General features: G+C 38.4%; 20 protein-coding genes. 14 read left to right on the top strand and 6 right to left on the bottom strand.

The features are described 5' to 3' along the window. Positions 1-338 precede the first annotated feature (338 nt). Positions 339-581, bottom strand: a complete 243-nt coding sequence (locus ACJQWY_RS06490) for a hypothetical protein (protein ID WP_407076920.1) — start codon at positions 579-581, stop codon at positions 339-341. Positions 582-961: 380 nt separating this feature from the next. On the opposite strand from ACJQWY_RS06490, the gene ACJQWY_RS06485 reads away from it, so the two are divergent. Further along, positions 962-1,870, top strand: coding sequence for a linear amide C-N hydrolase (locus ACJQWY_RS06485; RefSeq protein WP_407076919.1), 909 nt, complete (start codon positions 962-964; stop codon positions 1,868-1,870). A 137-nt stretch (positions 1,871-2,007) separates the two neighbouring features. Here the strand turns inward: ACJQWY_RS06485 and ACJQWY_RS06480 are convergent, their stop codons facing one another. Both ACJQWY_RS06480 and ACJQWY_RS06475 read right to left on the bottom strand, forming a co-directional pair. After that, positions 2,008-2,523 carry a hypothetical protein gene (locus tag ACJQWY_RS06480; protein ID WP_407076918.1) on the bottom strand — a complete coding sequence of 172 codons (516 nt, stop codon included), beginning with the start codon at positions 2,521-2,523 and terminating at the stop codon, positions 2,008-2,010. 259 nt (positions 2,524-2,782) lie between these two features. Next, a complete protein-coding gene (locus tag ACJQWY_RS06475; protein WP_407076917.1) occupies positions 2,783-4,018 on the bottom strand; it encodes an MptA/MptB family glycosyltransferase in 1,236 nt (411 codons plus the stop codon). Positions 4,019-4,207: 189 nt separating this feature from the next. Here ACJQWY_RS06475 and ACJQWY_RS06470 point away from each other — a divergent pair, with 189 nt between their 5' ends. From ACJQWY_RS06470 to lepB, 3 genes are all read left to right on the top strand, one after another. After that, complete coding sequence (locus tag ACJQWY_RS06470; RefSeq protein WP_407076916.1) at positions 4,208-5,707, top strand: hypothetical protein; 1,500 nt, start codon at positions 4,208-4,210, stop codon at positions 5,705-5,707. Between the two features lie 94 nt (positions 5,708-5,801). Continuing rightward, complete coding sequence (locus ACJQWY_RS06465) at positions 5,802-6,467, top strand: potassium channel family protein (protein ID WP_407076915.1); 666 nt, start codon at positions 5,802-5,804, stop codon at positions 6,465-6,467. 86 nt (positions 6,468-6,553) lie between these two features. Continuing rightward, a complete protein-coding gene (lepB, locus tag ACJQWY_RS06460) occupies positions 6,554-7,177 on the top strand; it encodes a signal peptidase I (RefSeq protein WP_407076914.1) in 624 nt (207 codons plus the stop codon). Positions 7,178-7,308: 131 nt separating this feature from the next. Here the strand turns inward: lepB and ACJQWY_RS06455 are convergent, their stop codons facing one another. From ACJQWY_RS06455 to rpmH, 3 genes are all read right to left on the bottom strand, one after another. Next, positions 7,309-8,109 carry a YidC/Oxa1 family membrane protein insertase gene (locus tag ACJQWY_RS06455; RefSeq protein WP_407076921.1) on the bottom strand — a complete coding sequence of 267 codons (801 nt, stop codon included), beginning with the start codon at positions 8,107-8,109 and terminating at the stop codon, positions 7,309-7,311. Between the two features lie 61 nt (positions 8,110-8,170). After that, on the bottom strand, positions 8,171-8,548 hold the full coding sequence (gene rnpA / locus ACJQWY_RS06450) for a ribonuclease P protein component (protein ID WP_407076913.1): 378 nt from the start codon (positions 8,546-8,548) through the stop codon (positions 8,171-8,173). A 228-nt stretch (positions 8,549-8,776) separates the two neighbouring features. Then, entirely contained in the window at positions 8,777-8,911 is a 135-nt protein-coding gene (gene rpmH / locus ACJQWY_RS06445) for a 50S ribosomal protein L34 (RefSeq protein ID WP_002828338.1), read from the bottom strand. Positions 8,912-9,571: 660 nt separating this feature from the next. On the opposite strand from rpmH, the gene dnaA reads away from it, so the two are divergent. The 10 genes from dnaA (at position 9,572) to ACJQWY_RS06395 (ending at position 23,893) form a co-directional block, all read left to right on the top strand. Beyond that, positions 9,572-10,966, top strand: a complete 1,395-nt coding sequence (dnaA, locus tag ACJQWY_RS06440) for a chromosomal replication initiator protein DnaA (RefSeq protein WP_407076912.1) — start codon at positions 9,572-9,574, stop codon at positions 10,964-10,966. A gap of 181 nt (positions 10,967-11,147) precedes the next feature. Next, positions 11,148-12,278, top strand: coding sequence for a DNA polymerase III subunit beta (gene dnaN, locus ACJQWY_RS06435; RefSeq protein ID WP_407076911.1), 1,131 nt, complete (start codon positions 11,148-11,150; stop codon positions 12,276-12,278). 262 nt (positions 12,279-12,540) lie between these two features. Beyond that, positions 12,541-12,780 (top strand): S4 domain-containing protein YaaA, encoded by a 240-nt coding sequence (yaaA, locus tag ACJQWY_RS06430; protein WP_407076910.1) that lies wholly within the window; start codon positions 12,541-12,543, stop codon positions 12,778-12,780. Beyond that, complete coding sequence (gene recF, locus ACJQWY_RS06425; protein WP_407076909.1) at positions 12,780-13,916, top strand: DNA replication/repair protein RecF; 1,137 nt, start codon at positions 12,780-12,782, stop codon at positions 13,914-13,916. The genes yaaA and recF overlap by 1 nt, the downstream gene beginning before the upstream one ends. A gap of 25 nt (positions 13,917-13,941) precedes the next feature. Continuing rightward, the gene (gene gyrB, locus ACJQWY_RS06420; protein WP_407076908.1) at positions 13,942-15,918 is read left to right on the top strand and encodes a DNA topoisomerase (ATP-hydrolyzing) subunit B; all 1,977 of its coding nucleotides are present in this window, start codon (positions 13,942-13,944) and stop codon (positions 15,916-15,918) included. An 88-nt stretch (positions 15,919-16,006) separates the two neighbouring features. Further along, positions 16,007-18,592, top strand: coding sequence for a DNA gyrase subunit A (gyrA, locus tag ACJQWY_RS06415; protein WP_407076907.1), 2,586 nt, complete (start codon positions 16,007-16,009; stop codon positions 18,590-18,592). 298 nt (positions 18,593-18,890) lie between these two features. Continuing rightward, positions 18,891-21,062 carry an LTA synthase family protein gene (locus ACJQWY_RS06410; protein ID WP_407076906.1) on the top strand — a complete coding sequence of 724 codons (2,172 nt, stop codon included), beginning with the start codon at positions 18,891-18,893 and terminating at the stop codon, positions 21,060-21,062. Between the two features lie 140 nt (positions 21,063-21,202). Continuing rightward, a complete protein-coding gene (locus ACJQWY_RS06405) occupies positions 21,203-21,682 on the top strand; it encodes a MerR family transcriptional regulator (protein ID WP_407076905.1) in 480 nt (159 codons plus the stop codon). Continuing rightward, positions 21,675-22,934 (top strand): hydroxymethylglutaryl-CoA reductase, degradative, encoded by a 1,260-nt coding sequence (locus ACJQWY_RS06400; protein ID WP_407076904.1) that lies wholly within the window; start codon positions 21,675-21,677, stop codon positions 22,932-22,934. Before ACJQWY_RS06405 ends, ACJQWY_RS06400 begins: the two co-directional genes overlap by 8 nt. Further along, positions 22,931-23,893 (top strand): IpaB/EvcA family protein, encoded by a 963-nt coding sequence (locus ACJQWY_RS06395; protein WP_407076903.1) that lies wholly within the window; start codon positions 22,931-22,933, stop codon positions 23,891-23,893. The genes ACJQWY_RS06400 and ACJQWY_RS06395 overlap by 4 nt, the downstream gene beginning before the upstream one ends. The last annotated feature ends 515 nt before the right edge of the window (positions 23,894-24,408 follow it).

Raw genomic sequence — 24,408 nt, 5'->3', positions numbered from 1 at the left:
CGGCTAAAATATATTACTTTAACTTTTTGGGTACACCGCACATCGCTAATACGGTGTTTTTTAGATAATATTAAAGAATTGCACACTCATTTCCGAAAAAGTGGCTAAAATCATAAACCAGATAAACCCGGCAAAATTAGGCTTGAGACTACTGATTAAAACAAATACCACGCTACAAAACAGCATCCCCTTAGTAGTACTTCTACAAGATACACCCTATTATTCATACATTCAGTCATAGATATAATTTATAAAATAGGGATTCAATCCTCGTTAATTCCAAATTTAAACAATTTTATCTGTATATTAATTCTTATAAATTATGCAATACAAACTTCTTATTTTTTTGTAATAATTTGAACGCCTTCCAAATTATCTGACCAGCCGATTAATTTTGCTCCATGATAATTATCTGTCAATTTACTTCCATTGATTTCTTTGGTTCCGTTCAATACTTCATTTATCTCTGCATAGCTTAAATGGTGCGGGGTCGAATTATGATCACCTTCCCAATAAAATCCACCTTTTCCATCCCATATTGCAATATGTCCGTAATTAACACCATCGTTATTACCAACCAAATCCAGCTACGTATATAATTTTTTATTATAGCGATTACCGACAGCCCCAGCAAAAAGGCTTAATAATATTATTAGCAACATTCCAATCCGCGTCGCCGAATGCGTTGTCAGTTAAATCTCAAATAATTGCATATTGAACATTCATGCTAGTAATTATCATTAAAAAAACTGGCTAATTAATAATTAATTTACATCTTGTTTCAATTTTGGGTGCGTAGCTTTTCTCGCGTAAGCACTGATACATCTCATATATTTACTTTTTTAACATTCATTCTTAAAAGTAAATTCACTGATTACTAACGACAAACGCACGCTTTTACTTTAAACTGGAAATAATTCGAAGAGGCATACTTACCTCATTCAGTTGAAAGGAGTTTCTTATGTGTACTAGTCTAATCATGCATGCTAGTGACGGGAGCACGCTGTTTGCCCGCACCATGGATTGGCATCCTTTTGGCGCTACGGCTTTAACCTTACCACAACAATATCAATGGCATAGTATTGTCAATCCTCAGCGTGCCTTAATCAACCCCTATCAAGTACTGGGCGTTGGTCATAATATTCCTAATTTACATGCTGACATTGCAGATGGCATCAATGAATGCGGCCTAGCTGTTCAAAAGTTGACATTTAATCAACCTAATTCTATTTCCACGTTTACTCCCCAGCCACAACAGCATAAAATTCAATTAGCCCCTTTTGAGGTTGTCACTTGGTTACTTGGTAACTGTCAATCAATTGCTGACGTTATTACCCAACTACCAAAAATACAACTTATCCCTGACTTAAACCAAAAGCATGCTATTTTTGGTCAAACCTTACACTATGCAATCACTGACTCAACTGGTCAATTTATTAACCTAATCCCTCAAAATGAGCAGTTAATTGTCATCGATAATCCGATTGGAGTCGTCACGAACGCACCCAATCTTAATAAAGAAATTGCTAAATTAGACCAGTTTTTAGACCTCACCGTTCCACCAACCCATCTAAATGCAATCGCCGGCGATGATTTTAATGGTAAGAAAACTATGCCTGGTGGTTTTACCCCATCCGCCCGGTTCATCCGGACCACCATTCTCAAAGAACATGCCATAGTCCCGGCTAATGAACAAGATAATCTAATCGAAACTTGGCATATCTTAAATAGTGTTACCGTACCCAAAAGTCGTCAGCGTTCCGATACGTATACACTTTATCGAAGTGCCGTCGATCTTAAATCATACCGTTTATATTTTCAACCCTACGATGCGGTCGGTATCTCTGTTTACGATTTTCCTCAGCTTTAACATATTTAAACTAATTATTAGACATAACAAAAAAGGTCTGCTACCTCGCTAAGAAATCGTAGACCTTTTATCTTTTAATACAATGTTTATCAAAAAACAGCGTCAATGTTCCACGTGGAGCATTGCTGGAATTTTGATCAATCATCATGATCCGAACTTGGACTAATCATCGATGCAAGCTGATTTGTATACTCTCGATGAGTTTTATTTTGATAATACTGTTTATATGCTTGGTTCATAGATATTTTGACGGTCTGTCCATCTACTTTCACTTTCAAATTATCTCGCTTGCCGGAACTATAAACCTTCAACAGAGTTTGTTCTGGTATGCCAGTTTTAAACACAAACTGATCTTTTTTAACTTGCTTAACATAAATTTGATCAGACTGCTTAATATTTTGATCGAACCAATTATAGTCTTCTTGCTCCATCGCCTCACTTACAGCCTGTAGTAATAATGCCCCCCGCTGTGCTGCTGAGAGACTTTGCACATTTTTAGCTAGTGTTGTTTTTTCCGTCCGAGCTTTATTATCCGTACTATTATTCGCAAACAGACCGTAACCTAATGCCCCAATCAACAATACCAAACCAAAGCCTAACAAAACAATTTGCCATAACTTTAAGGTTTGATTCTTATTTTTAATTTTTGCCATAATACATACCCTAGCTTTATTCTTAATTTCTTTACTTAAGTTTTACTATTACACCTAATAATAGCATGATATTTTAGAATAATTTCACCTAACTTTTCGCTTATGAAAATTTTAATTTTTTATAATTAATTCTGTCGTACACCTAAAACAACTTTTATTGTATGCGAATGCTTCATTTCTGAATTCAAAAAAAGCCAATGTTAAAAATTTTTCTAACATTGACTCAAATTATTTGATGCACTGCAGCATCGTTTCACATTTAAACTCCACCCAAAGTAAAATCATTATCCGACAGATATTGTTTGACATTTGAAAGACGGACAATTTCATAAATCAAATAGATCGTTACCCCAATCAATAGATACGTACAACCAACCTGATTGAATAACTGACCAAGTCCGTGATATCCCGACCAAACTAAGAAATCAATCACAATTACCAACAGCCAATGTTTCAAACGCGGCTGAATACTAACCAATATAATTGCAAAGATCCCAGCAATACTAAAATATGTTTCATGCTGAGCGGGTAAAAATAACCAGAAAATCAATGGTGAACCCACCAACATATACAATAAGGCTTGATTTTGCACACTACGACTACGCTGAGGAATAATATAAATCAATAGATATATCGCTAGAAACAATAAAATTATCATCGCAATACCATATAGATATAATTGTTCTTTTTGAATACGCGTTAAATTAGGAAACCAAACCCATGGACCACCATTGATTAACTTCCAAATGCCATAATCACGTTTAATCACGCCCCCACTGCGTGCCGCAATATTACCAAAAATAGCTAGCCATGGTTTTTCCCCTAACACCATCGCTGGAAGTGAGGCCAATGCCATCCCCACCAACATAAAGCCGGGGCCGATTCGATTTAACCAATTCATTTGTTTGAAGTCGCGCAAGTATAAGAAGGCTAAAAATGGCGTTACATACATCCCCATCGCTTTAAACGCAATTGCCACCCCGACGAATATCCAAGCCAACCAATGTTGCTTTTTCAAAATCATTAAAATGGCTAGTGCGCAAAAGAAAAAATAGGAACTATCTGGTAAGTTCGTTTTTAACATATCGCCAAAAACAACGGGACTAAATAAAACTAAGGTGTATGCTAAAACATCATTCCAGACCTGCCGTCCCACGCTCACTTGAACAATTTTAGCCACCGCCCAGGCCGTTAAAATGGTAAACCCAGCGGCCAACATTTTAATACACCAAACCACCGAAAAAGTGGAGTAGATTCCCAATTTACAAAAAATCACGATGATAAAATACCAAATCGGTCCATAATTACCATTGATATCATGATTAATCGTCAAAATTCCATGAAATCCATGAAGTTTTAAATAATCCCACCAAGGGACCTGAAAAGCATTTAAATCTGATCGCGGCGAAAGCGAATATACATTTCGCTGCGCAATCACCACCAAAAACCATAACATTGTCACAATGACTAAAATTAATCTTTTATTGATTCGCATTTAGTTTTGAGCTTGGTACCAACATACTCGCTAGTGCCACTACACTCTCCTCCTTTAGATTGATTCATGCTGAAAGGTTTACAACAGCTGTGATTACTCTAAATTTGTTTTCCATATTTTCAGCTTATTTTAAATTTTTTAAACCCTACCGTATTTTACATGATTCAAACTTGTTATACTAGGTATACTATGAAAAAAGAACTTAAAATTTCCAAAACCACCATTTATTGTGGGCTTATTTTTATTTTAGGTAGTTTATTACGAATCGTTCAATTTGGTCAAATTCCCGCTGGCGTCACCACTGACGAAGCAATGACTGGTTATAACGCTTGGACGCTTGCTAACTATCAAACCGATATGTGGGGTAACCATTATCCCTGGTATTTCAAGGCTTGGGGCAGTGGAATGAATGCCCTCCATGAATACCTCATTTTACCGCTAGTCAAAGGCTGGGGGTTAAATATCTATACCGAACGCTCCGTAGCTTTAGTTGCCGGGTTGCTCTTATTACCGCTTTTTTATTATTTTTTAAAACGAATGTGGAATCAAAAGGTAGCCGTAGTCGGATTAACTTTACTCGCTTTTAATCCCTGGGCGGTCTTAATTGCCCGGCAAGGATTAGAGTCTAATTTACTGCCCTTTGTCATTTTAATAGCCTTTACGTTATTTGCGACTAGACATTTCCGCTTAGCCGCAGCGGTCTTTGCCTGCTCCATTTATGCCTATTCCAGTGTCCTATTAGCACTGCCAGTTATCCTAAGCATCCTTTATCTGTCAGCCCTTTATCAAAAACAAATGACTTGGCGCCAGGCTTTTGAAGCAGCCTTTTGCTTCCTCTTAATTGCCTTACCGATGCTTTTATGGTTCGCCGTGAATCTCTTTCACCTGCCACCGTTTGACTTAGGATTCTTTTCTGTTGAAAAATTTACTATGATCCGTCAAACCCTCGGGGAGAATTTCGGTCAAAACTGGCTCGTCTTATTAACTCAATTTGACGGCTTACTACAAAATGCCACGCCTTTCTCCGCCCTCGGTTATATGCTTTCCTTAATCTTTGCTGGTCTTGGCTTGATTCAAGTACTGCGGGAACGTAACTGGGTTATTTTAGCCTGGCTAAGTGGCGTCTTAGTCCTGACGTTCACCGTTCAAGGTAATATTAACCGCTACAATTTAGCGTGGCTTGCAATCTTAGCTTTAACTGCTCTAGGCTTGGTTCAATTTATTCAGGCACTGCAAGCTTGGCAATTATGGCAACAAATCATCTTTGGTACCATCGTGGCTTGCATATTCATTTTACCTACCAGCGCATTTTTCTATCAATATTTCACAACGTTTAATTCACTTCCAAAAATTCAACGTGTCTATAACCAAGGGTTTGAAGCTGCCTTAAAAAAGGCCAAGCAACAACAGCGCCCCATTAATATTATCCAACCTGGTAATCAGCGCTACTCTTTGACCTTGTTTTATGACCGTCCTACCCCTCAAGACTTTTTAAAAACACTCCAAGTAGAACCAGGTCAACATGAATTTATTCGGATCAAACATTTTACGAACTATACATTTACTAAACAACCCGTGCATAATCATCAAAGTATCATTATCGCACCAAATTACGCTCAAATAAGCTTACCTCAAAATCAATATACGCACCAACAATTTGGGATTTATACAGTTTTCTTCCCAAAATAAACCGGTTTAACAGATAAAAAGCCGTAACCAGAAGCGTTTACGTGTATAATTAACAACATAATTATAATTTAGTAATCAGAGGAGGATCTTACCAATGGCAGATACTTATGCCGTAATTGGCTTAGGACGTTTTGGTAGCTCACTTTTAGAATCATTAATTAACGCTGGACAAGAAGTTTTAGCAATCGATAATAATACAGAAACTATTCAAACATATATGGAAATTGCAACACATGCCGTAATTGCTGATGCTCAAGATGAAGAGTCACTCCGTGAACTAGATTTGGCTTCCTTCGATCATGTCATTGTTGCCATTGGGCATAACCAGCAATCTTCCATACTAGCCACGATTATTTTAAAGGATATTGGCTGCAAACATGTCATTGCCAAAGCTGAGAATAATCTCCACGCCCACGTACTTGAAAAGGTCGGTGCGGATGAAGTTGTGCGACCAGAACATGAAATGGCTCAACAAGTGGCCAATCGCTTAGTTTCGCCCAATCTATTAAATTTCATTTCATTAAATGATGACTTTTCAATTGGAGAAATTAAACTGACCAATTTCCGCTTTGCTAATCGCTCAATCGCCGACTTAAATATTCGTTCTGAATATGGTCTAAACGTTATTGCTGTTAAAGCCCATGAAGACTTTGTCATTTCACCAGATGCTAATTTTATTATCAATATTGGGGATGTTTTAACTGTCATCGGCTCAAGTGATAATGTTCAAAAATTTGACCGTTTAATTTCTGGTAATTAAATTCATTGTAATCACTATCAGCATTCGATTTTTAAAAGTGAAAATATGCTACAATTAAAAATAATATTCAAGAAATGAGGACAATCATGTACAATTTCAAAAAAGTAATGTCATGGATCCTTCCAATTCTCATTGGATTAGCCATCGCCTTACTCATTCGGCAATTCTGGTTCACATTAATGCGCGTTGACGGAACTTCCATGGAACCAAACTTAGTCAATAACGAACGCGTCCTCGTTCTAAGAAATCAAAAAATTAATCGCGGAAGTGTAATTGTTTTTAACGCTAAAGGCGCTGACCCTAGCGCAACCACTAATCGCGATTACGTTAAGCGCGTAATTGGTCTCCCTGGCGATCGAATTTCCGCCATTGATGGCACGCTTTACGTCAATGATAAGCAAGTCAATCAAGACTTCATCCCCAAAAGTGAACAAGCCGCTACAAACGCTGTAAATAATGTGGGAAATTGGGAAAACCTAAATGAACTCGGCACGCACATGAACTGGTCTAAGAATGCAACTTCCTTTACGGTTCCTAACGATGAATACTTCGTCTTAGGTGATCACCGTTCTGTCTCAAATGATTCTCGTTATTGGGGTTACGTCCCTAAAGAAAATGTGGTCGGAACAGTTAAGCTTAGTTTCTGGAACAATGCTCAGACCAAACCGAAAATCAACACTGAAAGTCAGCGTTTCTTTGCTGTGAATTAATTTATAAAAAGTAAGCTAGTCTTTAAGAAGTTAGAGGCTGGCTTACTTTTTATTTAGTATCATTATGTCAAAAAAGCACCTATAAACTAGCCGATTTTACGGTAATTTAAAGGTGCTTTTAATTATCTATTTTAATGCTTTTTTGAACGCTTAGCCTTCCGAATAGCCCGTTCTCGTGCTTTCTCGGCTGACTTTCTTGCTGCCCGATCAGCGCGAATTTTAAAGGGATTTTGAATCGTCCAAGTTTGAACCACTTGGTACGCATTCGAAATCACCCAGTATAGTGACAAGGCTGACGGCACATTAATTGCGAATAAGAAAATCATCACTGGCATGGCATAAGTCATCGTACTCGTCATCGTATTACGTTCAGGTTGTCCCATCATCACCAAGTACGAAGAAGCAAATGTAAAGAGCGCCGCCAAGATTGGCAAAATAAAGGTATGATCATGCTGTCCTAATTGAAACCACAAAAAAGTCCCAGTCCGAAGTACCTTCGTATTAAAGATTGATTGATACAAAGCAATCAAGATGGGCATTTGAACCAATAAAGGAATCAACGAAGCAAAAGGATTCACCCCCGCTTGTTTGTACAAAGCATTTGTCTCCGTTTGCAACTGTTGCACTTGTTCTGGATCTTTACGATTAGGGTATTTAGCTTGTAACTTTTGAATGGCTGGTGCGACTTCTTGCATCTTCAACATTGAAGAAGTTTGGTAAACCATCAGCGGTAAAATCAAAGTTCGAATCAAAACCGTAAAAATAATGATTCCTAAACCATAGTTATCGCCAAACCAGGCGGAAACCCCTAATAGCGCGCGCGCAAAGTTTCCAATAATTACACCATTCCAAAAGCCGGTTCCAGGCGTTGCCCCTTGATAGGTTACGCCAGCAATAATCATCACTAATAATGCAAGACCAGCTGTCACCATTGACTTTTTATAATTTAAAAAGTCATTTTTTTTTTGTTTTTGCACTCATGCTTCTCTCCAATTATTCCTTATTTTCTTCGATTACTTCTGATTGTTCTTCAATCCACAGATTAGCTAAATTAAAGACGTGCTCAAGATTTTGTTTAATCACAGCCATAGATTGTTCATAGGCGGGGGCTCGAACAATCACCAAAATATCCACATTAGGTTTGATTTTAGGCATTAATTCTAACACACTTTGCCGAATTCGCCGTTTAATCCAAACCCGTTCATGCCCTCGTAAGGCCACTTTCTTAGAAATTGAAATTCCTAAGCGCAGATGTTTGGGCTCATCTCGTTCCATTGTATAAACAATAAACATTTTATTAGCCACTGATTGATGTTGATCAATCACCTTTTGAAAATCCTGTTCTTTTTTCACCCGATAACTCTTGCGCATCCCGTACTCCTTAATTCAACAAATTAGTGGGCTTTCCACCTCTCTCGATTGTCTTTAACCAAGAATCTTACCTATTTATATTTGACTCAACTATTAAATTAATCTCGAATCTAACTTAAATGGGAGCTTATTATTCCTTAAACAAAATAAAACACGGGCAATCCCAGCCAAACAGCCGGAATTACCCGTGTTAGTTATTATCAGTATCCTAATAAAGGCCCTGCCGAATTAGGCTGACAATACCTTGCGGCCCTTTTGGCGGCGACGTGCAAGCACTTTGCGCCCGTTGCTAGTGCTCATGCGCTTGCGGAAGCCGTGCACGCGTTCGCGGTGACGCTTCTTTGGTTGATATGTGCGCTTCATGTGATTACACCTCCCATTCGTAGTCAGATTTTTCTGTCCCTAAAAGCGGAACAATTCAAGAATTATAATACCATTGGTAAAGACAAAACGCAAGCAAAATAGTAAATATAGCAATCGAACAAAAATATTGCAAAAAAAAGTTTTCCAAAAAATAACTTTCCGTGATGTTAACAAATAACGGTGAACTAACAGGGTGTTAGGAAGTTTTCCACAGAATACACAGCTTTTCCACAATTTCCACAAGGTTGTAAAACAAATTCTGTACGCCTTGTGGAAAAGTGGATAACTCTGTTAATAATTGTCTCTTTCCCACTAGTTATCCACAAAATCCCGTGAATAAGATAAAAATTAGCCACTTTCTACACAACTTTTCTAAATTTGTGGATTCTGTTTTAAACAACCCTGTGTATTCTTTGAAAACTTTACGCACAACTTGTTAATATCACGCTACGTTATTTTTTTAAGCCTTTTTACCTCTTTTTTCGGCTTTCACCTGTGGAAAACTACCTAAAATACTGCTAAAATAGCAGATGCTTATTAGTAGTTTTGCAAACTTTACTTTCTATATAATTTGCAATAACTAGAATTATCAAATTTATACTAATTAAAAATAAACAATCTACCTATAAAATAAACTTACCGTAAAGGAGGCTTTCCCGAATGGATCATATACAACTCTGGGACGCCATAAAAACTGAATTAGCTAAAGCAATTGCTCCCGGAATTTCATTTGAAACCTATGTAAATGGCTTAACACCAATTAGTTTGGTCCATACCCCCAATAATTCCGATCAACTTTATCTTTCAACTTCACATAAAAATGTTGCTGAAGAATGGTCACCAAATGGCCAATATTATAATCAATTTCTATCAGCTTCAATTCAAGCAACCTTACAAATTTTAGGGACTCCAACCCTTGTTTTGCCAGTCGTTAGTTTTGTAAAAGCGCCCCCTCAGCCTACGTCCCAAGCAACTACCACGTCGACCGCTGAACAACTTGATTTAGAATTGCCACAGGCTAAAGGTGATGCTGGGACGCCTTCGCGACTTAATCCGAAATATCGCTTCGACTCATTTATTGCTTCAACCCCCAACCGCGAAGCAAAGTCGGTCGCCGAAGCCGTTGCTGAACACCCGGGTCAAGAATGGAATCCCTTACTTCTATATGGAAATTCTGGACTTGGAAAAACACACCTCATGCAAGCCATTGGGAACGATTTATTACGTCGCAATCCCAATGCCAGCGTGAAATTTATTACCACGGACGACTTTATGAATGACTGGACCGATGCTTTACGCTTTAATCGGACTAATGAATTTAAAAAAGCTTATCGTAACGTCGATCTTTTACTCGTTGATGATATCCAATTACTTGCCGATAAAGAGAATGTCCAAGAAGAATTTTTCAATACTTTCAATGCGATTACGCGTGATGGTCATCAAATTGTTCTAACTTCTGATAAATTACCTAAAGATATCAAAGGAATTGAAGATCGATTAGTATCGCGCTTTGCAATGGGGTATTCAGCTAATTTAACGCAACCAGATCCTGAAACTAAGATTGCCATTTTGAAAAATAAGGCTGAAGAATCACAAATCGAAATTTCATACGATGTTCTTTCTGAAATCGCAAATGCCGTCAATACCAACGTACGAGACCTAGAAGGGGTCTTCAAAAAGGTTGTGGCGAAAATTAAAATTAGTAATTCTGAAGTCACCGTTGATGCCATTCAAGAAATCCTCAAAGATCTTAACTTCGAACGTTCTACGATTGTTACGATTCCTGGTATTCAAGAAAGTGTGGCCGAGTATTTCAATTTAAACGTCAGCGACTTAGTCGGTAAAAGTCGTGTCAAAGAAATTGTGATTCCGCGTCAAATTGCAATGTATCTTGCCCGCGAAATTACACAAGAATCATTACCAGCGATTGGTCGAGCCTTTGGTGGCAAAGATCATACAACTGTGATGCATTCAACTAATAAAATTGAAGAATCAATGCTTGATGATCCTAAATTAGAACAGCAAGTACAAGAAATTCGGGCTAATCTTCAATAATGACATTGTGGATAACTTTATAGTTATTAAAACTTTTACACAGTTTTATATACACAGCTCAAAATATGCGGTTACGAGCGAACAGTAACTTTTCCACAGTATCCACAGCCCCTACTACTACTACTATTTTCTATTAATTAATTAATCATTAAAGTAAGCTTACCCCAAGGAGATCTTTACAATGCAATTTACTATTAATCGTCAAGTTTTGATTAAAGCTTTAAATAATATTAATCGCGCTATTTCTTCTAAAAGTGCACTACCAATTTTATCAAATATTAAGTTAGTCTTAACCGAAGATGCTTTGATTTTAACGGGGTCAGATACTGATATTTCCATCGAAACTAAAATTTCAGTTTATGACGACGAAGCTAACTTAAAGATAGATTCAATTGGCGGACTAGCCTTACCGGCCACTTTCTTCACAAACATTGTGAAAAGACTCCCTGGTGAAGAGATTACTTTAGCGAACAAAGAAGGCTTTCAAGCAAAGATTATTTCTGGCTCAGCTGAATTTGATATTCACGGACAAGATGTGAATAATTATCCACATTTGCCAGAAGTTGAAATTAAAAATAATTTGCAATTAGAAGCCAAAACCTTAAGTGAAGTCATTCGTCAAACCGTCTTGGCTGTATCTAAACAATTAAGTCAGCCAATTTTAACTGGGGTACACTTTATTTTAGGTGGTGGGAATTTAACGGCGGTTGCGACGGACAGACATCGTTTAGCGCAACGAACCCTAGCTTTTGAAAATCATGATGCAACAGCTGATATTATCGTGCCCGGAGTTTCTTTGATTCAATTGCAAGGAATGCTTGAAGCCGTTGAAACCGTTGAGATTCAAGTGGCAACGAATCAAGTTATTTTCAAATTGGGACCAAATACTACTTTCTATTCACGTCTATTAGAAGGTAACTATCCTGACGCATCACGGTTGATCCCTACTGAAAAGCGGACTACGTTAACAATTAATGCCCGCGAACTCCTTCAAACGATTGATCGAGCTGCTTTGCTATCACACGAAGGTCGCTCGAATGTGATTCAATTTGATATTTCTGGTGATCGGTCAATCATTTCTTCAAACTCACCTGAAGTTGGAAAAATTGAAGAAGAAATCTTTGCTGCGGAAACAGCAGGTGATGCGCTGACGATTTCCTTTAACCCGGATTATATGCGTGATGCTTTGAAATCGTTTGGGGATGAAGAGATTCAAATTGGCTTTAAAACGGCCCTTGATCCATTTACAATTGTCCCTACAAATAATGAAAATAATTTCATTCAATTAATTACTCCGGTTCGAACATATTAAAAGAATATAGGAATTAATTTTGAAAGTAATGAATAAAACGCCAAATAAGCAGTTATTGCTGAATTTGGCGTTTTTTATCAAAAATAAGTTAAATCGTGGTAACAGGTATTAATGTGCAAATTAAGAAAAAATGGTATAATTGTTTGAAACGCAAAATATTATGAATTGATCAAATGTGAGTAATAAACTACTCAACATGAAAGCATCAAATTCAGATTCAGACATCAGAAATATATTCGATATGTCGAGAAAGGACAGATGAGTGGCTAAAGAATTGTCCATTACGACCCCATATATTACTTTGGGTCAATTATTAAAAGAAACGAGTACGATAGCGACAGGTGGCCAAGCTAAATGGTATCTACGTGAAAATGAAGTGTTAGTCAATCAAGAACTTGATGAACGACGTGGCCGAAAATTATACCCGGGTGATGTTGTTGCGCTGCCTGATGGTGAGCATTATGTTATTAATGGGGACGGGGCGAGCCCTAAGTTTGAATAATGCAACTAAAAACAATTAAGTTGGAAAATTTTCGCAATTATACAGATTTAGCATTGAATTTTTCCCCGGGCGTGAATGTCTTTTTGGGGCAGAATGCGCAAGGGAAAACTAATTTACTGGAAGCAATTTACGTTTTAGCCTTAACTCGTTCTCATCGAACCCATTTGGATCGCGATTTGATTAATTGGGAAGCTAAAACTGCACGCATTAGTGGGCAAATTGAACGGAAGACGGGGAAATTACCTTTAGAGCTTAGTTTGACTGGTAAGGGGAAAAAAGCGCGCATGAATCATTTGGATCAACCCAAGTTAGCGCGATACATTGGGCAAATGAACGTTATTTTATTTGCGCCAGAGGATTTAGAGCTAGTTAAAGGGGCACCCCAAAATCGGCGACAGTTTCTAGATCGCGAATTTAGCCAAATGAGTCCAAAATATTTATATACTGCAAATCAATATAAGGCTATTTTGAAGCAGCGTAATCAATATTTGAAACAATTGAACACGCAAAAAGCGCAAGATCAGGTTCTTTTAGATGTGTTAACGGATCAGTTAATTGAATATGGGAGCGACTTAATTCAACAACGTTTGAATTTATTAGAACAATTAGATGCGGCTGCTGCTCCTATCCATCAAGAAATTACGCAAGGTCAAGAGCAATTAACTTTAAAATATGTTTCGCAACTTGATATACATGAATTGGCTTCGCTTGAACAAATCCAAAAGAGTTTGCGCAATCGTTTTCAAAAATTACGGCCTAGAGAAATTCAATTAGGGACGACTTTGTTAGGACCGCAACGAGATGATATTCAATTTTTAGTAAATGAACATGATATTGCAGTTTTTGGATCACAAGGTCAACAGCGAACGACAGCGCTAGCGGTAAAGCTTGCTGAAATTGAATTAATGCACATCCAGACTGGTGAATATCCGATTTTATTATTGGATGATGTCTTATCTGAATTAGATTCAGCGCGGCAAACGCAGTTGCTAGCAGCAATGCAAGACCGGGTCCAGACGTTTTTAACAACACCGTCTTTAAATGATATTGCGAGTCAATTGATTAAAACGCCTAAAGTTTTCCAAGTAAGTGCGGGTAAAATTACTGAAATTAAAACCGATGATCGTGATGATTAAATTTAAGAACTGAGGAGAAAGTTTAATGGCTGATGAAGAATTAAAAAATGAAACAAGTAATCCGAATGCCGGGGTGATGAACACTGAAGCTGATGATTATGATGCGAGTCAAATTGAAGTCTTAGAGGGCTTAGAAGCGGTTCGTAAGCGGCCAGGTATGTACATTGGAACAACTTCAAGTCAAGGGTTGCATCACTTAGTTTGGGAAATTGTGGATAACGGAATTGATGAAGCGATGGCAGGCTTTGCCGATCACGTTACAGTGACGATTGAAGCGGATAATTCAGTGACGGTTACAGACAACGGTCGTGGAATTCCGGTTGATATTCAGAAAAAGACAGGTAAGTCTGCTTTAGAGACGGTCTTTACAGTTTTGCACGCTGGTGGAAAGTTTGATGGCGGGGGCTACAAAGTTTCTGGTGGTTTGCACGGAGTTGGAGCATCAGTTGTTAACGCCTTATCAATTAATTTAGACGTTTTAGTTGTCCGCGACCATCAGGGTTATGAAATGAAGTTTGAACGTGGTCGAACCACGCAAACAATTACCGAAGTTGCAGCTGAAGGCGCACCAGTGGAACGTGGAACGGTGGTTCACTTTGTGCCTGATGCCGATATTTTCCAAGAAACAACTGTTTTTGATGCGAAAGTATTAAGCGATCGTGTTCGTGAGCTTGCCTTTTTGAATAAAGGGTTGAAAATTTCATTCACTGACAAGCGTGTTGAGCCTGAGGAAACGCACACATTCCACTACGAAGGTGGATTAAAAGAATATGTTAAATACCTGAATCGCAATAAAACTGTTCTTTTTGAAGATCCCGTGTATGTTGAAGGAACTGAGAATGGCATTGAAGTTGAGGTAGCTTTACAGTATACCGATGATTATCGTTCAAATGTATTATTGTCGTTTACTAACAACATCAACACTTGGGAAGGTGGAACGCATGAAACCGGATTTAAGACGGCTTTAACGCGGGTAGTCAATGACTATGCCAAGCAAAACAAAATGCTTAAAGAAGGTGACGATAGCTTAACGATTGATGACTTACGCGAAGGATTGACGGCAATTATCTCAGTTAAGCACCCCGATCCCCTCTTTGAAGGACAGACAAAAGCTAAGTTAGGTAGTTCTGATGCTCGGACAGCGGTTTATCGGATGTTTAATGAAACCTTTAAGCGGTTTATGTATGAAAATCCAGTAGTTGCTAAACAAATTGTTGAAAAAGGCTTTTCAGCGCAAAAGGCGCGGATGGCTGCCAAACGGGCGCGTGAAGATTCACGGAAGAAGACGGGACTGGAAATTACTAATTTGCCTGGAAAATTAGCTAATAATACGTCTAAAGATCCTGAAATTTCAGAATTGTTTATTGTCGAGGGTGATTCAGCCGGTGGTTCAGCTAAGCAAGGACGCGAACGTTTGACGCAAGCTATTTTGCCAATTCGCGGAAAAATTTTGAACGTTGAAAAGGCGCAAATGAAGACAATTTTAGCTAACGAAGAAATTCGTTCACTCTTTACGGCGATGGGAACTGGATTTGGTGATGATTTTGATATTAATAAAGTTAATTATCATAAATTAGTGATTATGACTGATGCCGATGTGGATGGGGCGCATATTCGAACGCTCCTTTTGACATTAATTTATCGGTATATGCGACCATTGTTGGAAGCTGGATATGTTTATATCGCACAACCACCTTTGTATCAAGTGCGACAAGGTAAGTTTGTCGAATATCTAGATTCAGATGCTGAATTAAATTCATTACTTGCTAATTTGCCAGCCAGTCCTAAGCCAGTGGTTCAACGGTATAAGGGACTTGGTGAGATGGACGCTGAGCAATTGTGGGAGACAACTATGGATCCTGAACGGCGGCGGATGTTACGTGTTGAATTGAGCGATGCAGTTGAGGCGGATCAAATCTTTAGCATGTTGATGGGCGATAAGGTTGAGCCACGGCGTGAATTTATCGAACAAAATGCACGTTACGCTGAGCTTGACGTTTAGTTAATTATGCAGGTTTAAAGTGAACCTTGAATTTTAAACGTGAGAGTAAAAAACGTAAGACGAAACCCAAAGTTGGAAGGAGTAAATAATGTCTGAAGATATAAGGCATGAAGAATCACGGATTAAGAACGCCCCCTTAGGCGAACAAATGAAAAATTCTTTCTTGAATTATGCGATGTCTGTCATTGTGGCACGTGCGTTACCAGATGTGCGGGATGGTCTAAAGCCAGTACATCGTCGGATTTTATATGGAATGCACGAATTGGGGGTGACCCCAGATAAGCAACATAAAAAGTCAGCACGTATTGTTGGGGATGTTATGGGAAAGTATCACCCCCATGGTGATTCAGCCATCTATGAAGCAATGGTACGAATGGCGCAAGACTTTAGTTATCGGAATATGTTAGTCGATGGACACGGAAATTTTGGATCAATCGATGGTGACCCAGCCGCGGCCATGCGATATACTGAAGCTCGGCTTTCAAAAATTGCCTTAGAGATGTTGCGCGATATCAACAAAGATACGATTGATTTCGTTGATAATTATGATGGAACTGATCGTGAGCCAGAAGTATTACCTTCACGTTTTCCTAATTTGTTAGTGAATGGGGCGACAGGAATTGCGGTGGGGATGACGACTAATATTCCACCACATAATTTGGGTGAGGTAATCGATGGATTGCACATGTTGATGAAAAATCCGGACATCACAACCAACGAATTAATGGAAGCAATTCCTGGTCCTGATTTTCCAACTGGTGCCATTGTGATGGGAAAAGCTGGAATTCGGAAAGCCTACGAAACTGGTCAAGGAAAGGTTACGGTTCGGGCCAAGGTTGAGATTGAAACCGATAAGAGTGGTAAGGAAAAGATTGTTATCACTGAATTACCATACATGGTTAATAAGGCGCGCTTAATTCAACGAATTGTTGAATTAGCCCGTGATAAGCGGGTTGAAGGGATTGCTGGCGCAAACGATGAATCAGATCGTCAAGGTTATCGAGTGGTAATTGATATTCGACGCGATGCATCAGCGTCAGTCGTCTTAAATAATTTATATAAAAATACGCTTTTACAAACGACATATAATTTTAATATGTTAGCAGTTAAAAATGGTGAACCAAAGTTGATGGGGTTAAAAGATATTTTAACCGCATACCTTGAGCACCAACAAAACGTAATTCGGCGTCGGACTGAATTTGACTTGAAGAAGGCGCAAGCACGGGCGCACATCTTAGAAGGATTGCGGATTGCATTAGACCATATTGATGCGATTATTGATATCATTCGTAATTCGCAAACGGCCGAAGTGGCAAAAAATCGCTTGATGAATGAGTATTCATTGTCAGACAAGCAGTCTCAAGCAATTTTGGATATGCGGTTGGTTCGTCTGACTGGTTTGGAACGCGATAAAATTGAAAATGAGTATCAAAGTTTAATGGCCACGATTGCTGATTTGAAAGATATCTTAGCTAATCCAGAACGAATTGATCAAATTATTTATGAAGAATTACTTGAAATTCGAGATAAACATGGGGATGCCCGCCGAACTGAACTGCAGATTGGTGACGTTACTAATCTTGAAGATGAGGACTTGATTGAAGAAGAAGAAATTATTGTCACGTTAACCAATGGTGGCTATATTAAGCGTGTTCCAGCCAATGAATTCCGGTCACAAAACCGTGGTGGTCGTGGGGTCCAAGGAATGGGCTTGAATGATGATGATTATATTGATCAATTAATCGGGACCTCAACGCATGATACGTTGTTATTTTTCACTAGTCTGGGCAAAGTTTATCGGATGAAGGGTTATGAAATTCCTGAATATGGTCGGACAGCGAAGGGAATCCCAGTGATTAATTTACTTGGTAAATTAGATGATAATGAACAGGTAACAAAAGTCATCAACGTCCGTGGGGATGCCAGTGACTCAAAGGATTACTTATTCTTTGTCACTAAGCAAGGTGTTGTTAAGCGTACGCCAATCGCGGATTTTAGTAATATTCGAACGAATGGTTTGAAGGCATTGACTTTGCATGATGATGATGAGTTAATTGCTGTTTTGACTAGCGATGGCGCTCAAGAAATCTTTATTGGGACGCATAATGGTTATTCAGTTTCTTTCAATGAAACTGAAGTTCGATCGATGAGTCGAGCTGCGGCTGGAGTTCGTGGAATTCGCTTGCGTGAAGGTGATTATGTTGTTGGTGCTGATGTAAGGCATGCTGATGAAGAAGTCCTAGTGATTACTGAAAATGGTTATGGAAAGCGGACAGCGATTGACGAGTACCCAGTTAAGGGGCGCGGTGGTAAAGGAATTAAGACGGCTAACATTACCGAAAAGAATGGTCCATTGGTAGGAGTGGTAGTTGTAAAAGGTTCCGAAGACATTATGTTGACGACTGACCAAGGGGTGATGATTCGCTTTACTGTCGATACAGTTTCACAAACCGGTCGTTCAGCTCAGGGAGTACGTTTGATGCGTCTTGGTGATGAGGCGAAGGTGGCAACCTTTACCAAGATTGAAACCGATGAAGTTTTGGATGACGCCAGAAAAGAAGACACAACAGCAACGGAACCAAGTAAAACTGATGATAATGCCGATCAACAGGTGCAAACTTTATTAGATCGGGCAGAAGCCGACTCAGTTGAAGATGAAAATGGGGAACATTAAATCTAACGAGTTAGGATAGCATAAAGGAGCAAGGCGGATTTTAAAAACAAATTTTCAAGGACTACAGTAATTGTGGTGCAACTTGAGGAGGCAGTTTTAAAAAACGCTTTTTCTTTTTGATTGCAGGTGAAGAGTTGAAGCTGTAACATAACAGTGAATTTAACTTGTTTGCCATGTAATAAAGTTGAACGATTCAGGTGATTTTAAGGTTAATCTAGGAAAAAGATTTTACAATCAAAACGCTTAGATTAAAAATATAAATGGATATGGCTTGAATTGATTTGAGAGGAGTTGTGTTTTGAGACACTACGGACGGTTTGATTGGGTGAAGTCACGGATCGGCTTTGTTACGCTCTTAATAATTTTATTTTGGGTAAAGAGCATGATAGCCTATGCGATTGATCTGCATTTATTTAGTGGATCAAGTTTCATTCAAATATTAACGATTATTATTAATCCTTTGCCGATACCACTATTATTAATCGGGTTGGCATTCTATTTTAGAAAAACTAAATATTTTTATCCAGTAGCTTTGATTATGTATTTTATTAATACGTTGTTGCTGTACTTGAACGTCATTTATTATCGTGAATTTTCAGACTTTATGTCAGTTTCAACGATGCTCGGGTATAACAAAGTTAATCAAGGACTGGGGGCGTCAGGGCTAGCTCTAACTAACTTTCACGACATCTTTTTCTGGTTGGATTTTGTCATTATTATTGGCTTAATGTTAATGCGAAAATTCAATTTTGATACCGGGGCAGTTACAAAATTCATGAGTTTTGCCTTCACCACACTAGGGTGTTTCTTATTTATGGTGACACTCACGTTAGGTGAAATCGATCGGCCGCAGTTGATTGGTCGGCAATTCGACTCAAATTATTTCGTTAAATATCTGGGAATTGATGCTTTTACCATTTCGGATGGGATGCGCTTACGAAGTATTAATAAAGAGCGCAGTACCGCGAAAAAAACAGATGTAGAAAAAGCGCTTGATTATATTGACAAGCATAATTTGAGCGATGTGACAAAATATCAAGGGGTCGCCAAGGGAAAAAATGTCTTTGTTATTCATTTGGAGTCATTCCAGCAATTTGGTCTGGGAATGCAGATTAATGGTCAAGAAGTAACACCGTTTTTGAATAGCCTTTATAATTCAGATTCAACGATTGCCTTTGACAACTTCTTTAATCAAGTTGGTCAAGGGAAAACTTCTGATGCAGAGAATATGTTAGAAACCGGAACATTTGGATTATCTTCTGGATCATTATTTGCATCGCATGGGTCAGATCAAACCTTTCAAGCAATGCCAGCAATCTTGCATCAAAGCGAAGGATATTCATCAGCAGTCTTTCATGGGAACAATGCTAGCTTTTGGAATCGGAATAATGTTTATAAAAATATGGGTTACCAATATTTCTTTGATGCTAGTTATTATGATACATCGGGGGATAAAGCGATGGGTTATGGCCTCAAGGATAAATTATTGTTTAATGATTCCATTAAATATCTTGAACGCCTGCAACAACCGTTCTATGCCAAATATATTACGGTGACGAATCATTTCCCTTACACTTTGGATGACAATGATAAAGACCCTAATTTCCAAACGACGGATACAACTTCTGATGTTGTGAATGGATATTTCGAAACTAATCATTATTTGGATCAAGCTGTCCGTGAATTTTATCAATATTTGGATAAAACAGGCTTAGCACAAAATTCAGTGGTAGTTTTGTATGGTGACCATTATGGAATTTCAAATTCAGAAAATAAGGCTTTGGCACCTGTTTTGAATAAGAATCCAGATGAGTGGACCGATTGGGATGACCAGCAATTACAACGTGTGCCATTTATGATTAATATTCCAAATTGGCATGGCGGTGGAATTAATCATACGTATGGTGGTGAAATTGATGTGATGCCAACCTTGCTCCGAATTTTGGGGGTTGATAATCCCAACCAGTATGTGAATGTTGGACAAAACCTGCTTGATGATAAACGGAATCAAATTGTAGCATTCCGGAATAATAATTGGATTACGCCTAAGTATAGTCGGGTGGGGTCAAATATTTATGATAAACAAGGACAGGTCATCGAACAGTTAACCAAGCAACAGCAAGCTGAAGTTGATAAAATTCAAGATGAAGTTAATCAACAGTTAAATGTGTCCGATGCAATTAATCAAAAAGATTTGTTGCGTTTCTATACGCCAAAGCACTTTACGCCGATTAATGCGCAAAAATATAATTATGCGAACGGGTTAGGTAAATTGGAGAACCTTTCAGTTTCATTAGGAAATCAAGCGACTGACTTATTTACTAAAAATAACAAACAGTCAACACAGGATTTGTATGAGACAGATGCTCCTGAAAAGAATGAGCCAAAGTCAGATACATCACGGATTCAGCAACAAAATCCAGATGGAATTGATAAGCATGATGGTGGGTCAGATACGCCTAATCCTTAAAAAGTGTTTTGAAATATATTTAAAGTGAGATCAGTTTGAATCCAAAACTGGTCCCATTTTTTTGTTAAAAATTGAAGTTGACAAATATGTTAAACAATTTTACATTAATGGAAGATAAATAAGGATAAGGGGGGGATGACATGCGATATTTAATTAAAAAAGGATATTTAAAAACGGGCTTTGATGTTTCTAAATATAAATTTAGAATTGGTGAAATTGAGAAAATGACTGGAATCTCAGCTCGTCAATTAAGGTATTGGGAAAGTAAGGGAATTATAAAACCACTTGAACGGACTGATGAACAGACGGGCAGGGTTTATCCGTTTAATATGTTCATTAAAATCACCATGATTAAAAGCTTTTTAGCCGAAGGTTTGACCTTAAAGGCAGCGGTCGATCGGATGAAAAAATCTCAAAAATATATGATTTTCATGCATGATGTAATTAAAGATGCTGTTCAAGGCTTGGTAGAAGATGGTGATCGGTTGTTAGTTGATCTGGGCGACTTTGATGATGCTGGAACGCAGCGTTTATTAGCGTATCAAAAAGAATCAGGGATGCAGCAACGTGTATCTTATGTAGTGGTAGATAAGCGCACATTGGAGAATCAGTATGAGTAAATGGTCTGGATTTTATCAGCATTCCGTGAGTGAGCGGCGCAACTTAATTAGCCAAGTTTGTCATTTAACGGTATCCGAACAAAAATTTATGCAACAAAACGCCGATTCAATTGGAGATGCGCAGGTTGAAAATTATTTGTATAGTTTTCAAGTGCCAGTTGGTTTATTACTAGATTTACCAGTAAATCATGAAAAATATTTAGTACCAATGGCGACAGAAGAGCCAAGCGTGATAGCAGCGGCTAACCATGGCGCACGTTTGTTGGCTAAAGGAACCGGAGTAATTACAGCACAAGCCGAGCGTTTAATGACTGGTCAAGTCCTTATTCAGAATTTAGGCGATGTGGACGCCACCGAAAAAATTTTAATGCAACAAGCTACTCAGCTGATAGCGGTGGCCAATCAAGCTAAACCTAGTCTGATACAGCGTGGTGGTGGTGCTCAGAGGATTGAAGTAAAGGTTTTGGATGCAACGACACTCAGTTTAGACTTATTGGTGGATCCTAAGGAGGCAATGGGGGCTAATTCTGTTAATACGATGTTGGAAGCAGTGGCTAGTTTTTTGCGAAATCAAGGGTATGATGTTTTGATGGCGATATTATCAAATTATTCGATTCACGCACTTACCCATGCGCAGACACGGATTCCAGTAGATGCTTTAGTTGAACATTCAGATTTATCTGGAAGCCAAATTGCTGAACAGATTGTAGCGGCGAGTCGTATTGAACAACTTTCTGTTGAACGAGCAGTCACAGCTAATAAAGGAACTTTAAATGGGATTGAGGCAGTAGTATTAGCAAGTGGGAATGATACTAGGAATGTAAATGCGGCGCTGCATGCTTATGCTAGTCATACTGGTCGATACCGTGGCTTAATTCGATGGACAATGGAAGATGACGAATTAGTTGGCACAACAGAATTACCATTGTTAGTGGGATCAGTTGGAGGATCAATTGGAATTGTGCCAGCAGTACAATTAAATCGGCGTATAATGAATGAACCAGATGCTAAAATGTTAGCTGATTTAATTATTGCCACGGGGATGGCTCAAAATTTAGCGGCTTTGCGAGCGTTGGTCACTGATGGCATTCAGCAAGGACATATGAGTTTACAAGCTAAGAGTTTAGCTGTCCAAGTTGGAGCACGTCCTGAGGAGCAGACACCTTTAGTGGAAGCATTACAACAGCAGGCGCAATCGATGGATGCAGCCAAGGCAAAAATGATGTTAAGGAAGATGAGGGAGAATAAATGAGTTTTTCAAAAGCAACCCAAGATTTATTAGCACAATTAAATGAGAATTACCCAGGTTCAGTTATTTTACGAATGAGTGGTGAAAAGAGTGGGAAGATTTTACCAGACCAAGTTGATACACAGATGTTGGGGACGCGTTTAATGATTGAAGTGACTGATCAAACTGCGCCTGATTTTGTGGCAACGCGGGAAATGTTAAAAATGTTGCTGATGTTAAACGGCTATCCGCAAGTGTATTATCAATTGGCAACTGAAGATGGTGCGCTTGATGAACAGCGGGTAATAATGACCAATTATCTATCACAAGTGGCTTTACATGCTATTATTTATCGGGAACAGGCTGCACATCGACAATTAACACCAGAAATTATTTCAGCATATGCCGCAGGGGTAAAAGCGACCCTAACGCCAGAAGTAAATGACCCAGATCAAAAAGAAGCGGCTTTACGCTTATTAACATTACTTGATGCTGGTATCTTTATGTATGCAGCTGGGGATGATGCTGATTTAGTTTCAGAATATTATCAAGCTAATTACTCAAAGGCTTGGCAAGCAACGCGATTAATTTTGGAACAATTGGTGCTTGATCAAATAAAGACGCCTGCGACAGTTGGACAAGCAGTCCAAACTTTATTTAAAGCTTTTGACGCCCAAATGCTGGATTGGAATTTACCAGAGTTAGGGGCTGGTGAATTTGCGACATTAGCACCTAGTTTGACGCCACAACAATTAAAAGCCCCCGTTTCAGAAACTTTCGGGATTCGGCATGTTAATTATAAAATGCGTGATGCTGATGATGACGCTGCCGTATTCGTAGGTGAATTGAAGTCGAGTGGTCAAAATAGCTTTGTGTTGAAAGCACCTGGAACCAATACAGCTGAATTCTTTAAATCAATCTATGCTTTACCAGCGCAAGATTTGTTTACCAAACTACAACAACCATTTACGATTGATGAATAGCACGTCGATGTTGAATGATTGATTTTAAAATAGAAATGAATTAAATAAGTCGAAGAGTTTGCAATTCTAATTGTCAATCTTTTCGACTTATTTTATGAGTTTTGATAGGGGTGATTATATTAGTCTGAAGCGTGGGGATGATTGGATACATTTTATTAAATTAAATGGTGATGATTGGTGGATTAACGTCGCTCATTTATATATCAGTTAAAGGGATGAAAAATTAGATTTAGGGGTTGACGATTTAATGNTTAAATTAAATGGTGATGATTGGTGGATTAACGTCGCTCATTTATATATCAGTTAAAGGGATGAAAAATTAGATTTAGGGGTTGACGATTTAATGGGTTTCATGTAGTATTAATAAACGTTGTTACGAGTTATCGCAACGGCTTGGCAAATTAATTAAAAATAAGTTGTTGACTTTGATAATTATGATGTGCTATAATATAAAAGTTGTCTCAACGAGATAATAAGTAGAACATTGAAAACTAAATAACGTTTCGATGAAACAA

The sequence above is a fragment of the Weissella kandleri genome (assembly GCF_045504165.1).
GTDB lineage: Bacteria > Bacillota > Bacilli > Lactobacillales > Lactobacillaceae > Weissella > Weissella kandleri_A.
This window is presented reverse-complemented; position numbering and strand designations above follow the sequence as displayed.

What these genes read in the sequence shown, in the direction of transcription:
- ACJQWY_RS06485 (WP_407076919.1), top strand. Translation starts at nt 962, where the DNA reads ATGTGTACTAGTCTAATCATGCATGCTAGTGACGGGAGCACGCTGTTT.
- ACJQWY_RS06480 (WP_407076918.1), bottom strand. Translation starts at nt 2,523, where the DNA reads ATGGCAAAAATTAAAAATAAGAATCAAACCTTAAAGTTATGGCAAATT.
- ACJQWY_RS06475 (WP_407076917.1), bottom strand. Translation starts at nt 4,018, where the DNA reads ATGCGAATCAATAAAAGATTAATTTTAGTCATTGTGACAATGTTATGG.
- ACJQWY_RS06470 (WP_407076916.1), top strand. Translation starts at nt 4,208, where the DNA reads ATGAAAAAAGAACTTAAAATTTCCAAAACCACCATTTATTGTGGGCTT.
- ACJQWY_RS06465 (WP_407076915.1), top strand. Translation starts at nt 5,802, where the DNA reads ATGGCAGATACTTATGCCGTAATTGGCTTAGGACGTTTTGGTAGCTCA.
- lepB (WP_407076914.1), top strand. Translation starts at nt 6,554, where the DNA reads ATGTACAATTTCAAAAAAGTAATGTCATGGATCCTTCCAATTCTCATT.
- ACJQWY_RS06455 (WP_407076921.1), bottom strand. Translation starts at nt 8,109, where the DNA reads ATGGTGACAGCTGGTCTTGCATTATTAGTGATGATTATTGCTGGCGTA.
- rnpA (WP_407076913.1), bottom strand. Translation starts at nt 8,548, where the DNA reads ATGCGCAAGAGTTATCGGGTGAAAAAAGAACAGGATTTTCAAAAGGTG.
- rpmH (WP_002828338.1), bottom strand. Translation starts at nt 8,911, where the DNA reads ATGAAGCGCACATATCAACCAAAGAAGCGTCACCGCGAACGCGTGCAC.
- dnaA (WP_407076912.1), top strand. Translation starts at nt 9,572, where the DNA reads ATGGATCATATACAACTCTGGGACGCCATAAAAACTGAATTAGCTAAA.
- dnaN (WP_407076911.1), top strand. Translation starts at nt 11,148, where the DNA reads ATGCAATTTACTATTAATCGTCAAGTTTTGATTAAAGCTTTAAATAAT.
- recF (WP_407076909.1), top strand. Translation starts at nt 12,780, where the DNA reads ATGCAACTAAAAACAATTAAGTTGGAAAATTTTCGCAATTATACAGAT.
- gyrB (WP_407076908.1), top strand. Translation starts at nt 13,942, where the DNA reads ATGGCTGATGAAGAATTAAAAAATGAAACAAGTAATCCGAATGCCGGG.
- gyrA (WP_407076907.1), top strand. Translation starts at nt 16,007, where the DNA reads ATGTCTGAAGATATAAGGCATGAAGAATCACGGATTAAGAACGCCCCC.
- ACJQWY_RS06405 (WP_407076905.1), top strand. Translation starts at nt 21,203, where the DNA reads ATGCGATATTTAATTAAAAAAGGATATTTAAAAACGGGCTTTGATGTT.
- ACJQWY_RS06400 (WP_407076904.1), top strand. Translation starts at nt 21,675, where the DNA reads ATGAGTAAATGGTCTGGATTTTATCAGCATTCCGTGAGTGAGCGGCGC.
- ACJQWY_RS06395 (WP_407076903.1), top strand. Translation starts at nt 22,931, where the DNA reads ATGAGTTTTTCAAAAGCAACCCAAGATTTATTAGCACAATTAAATGAG.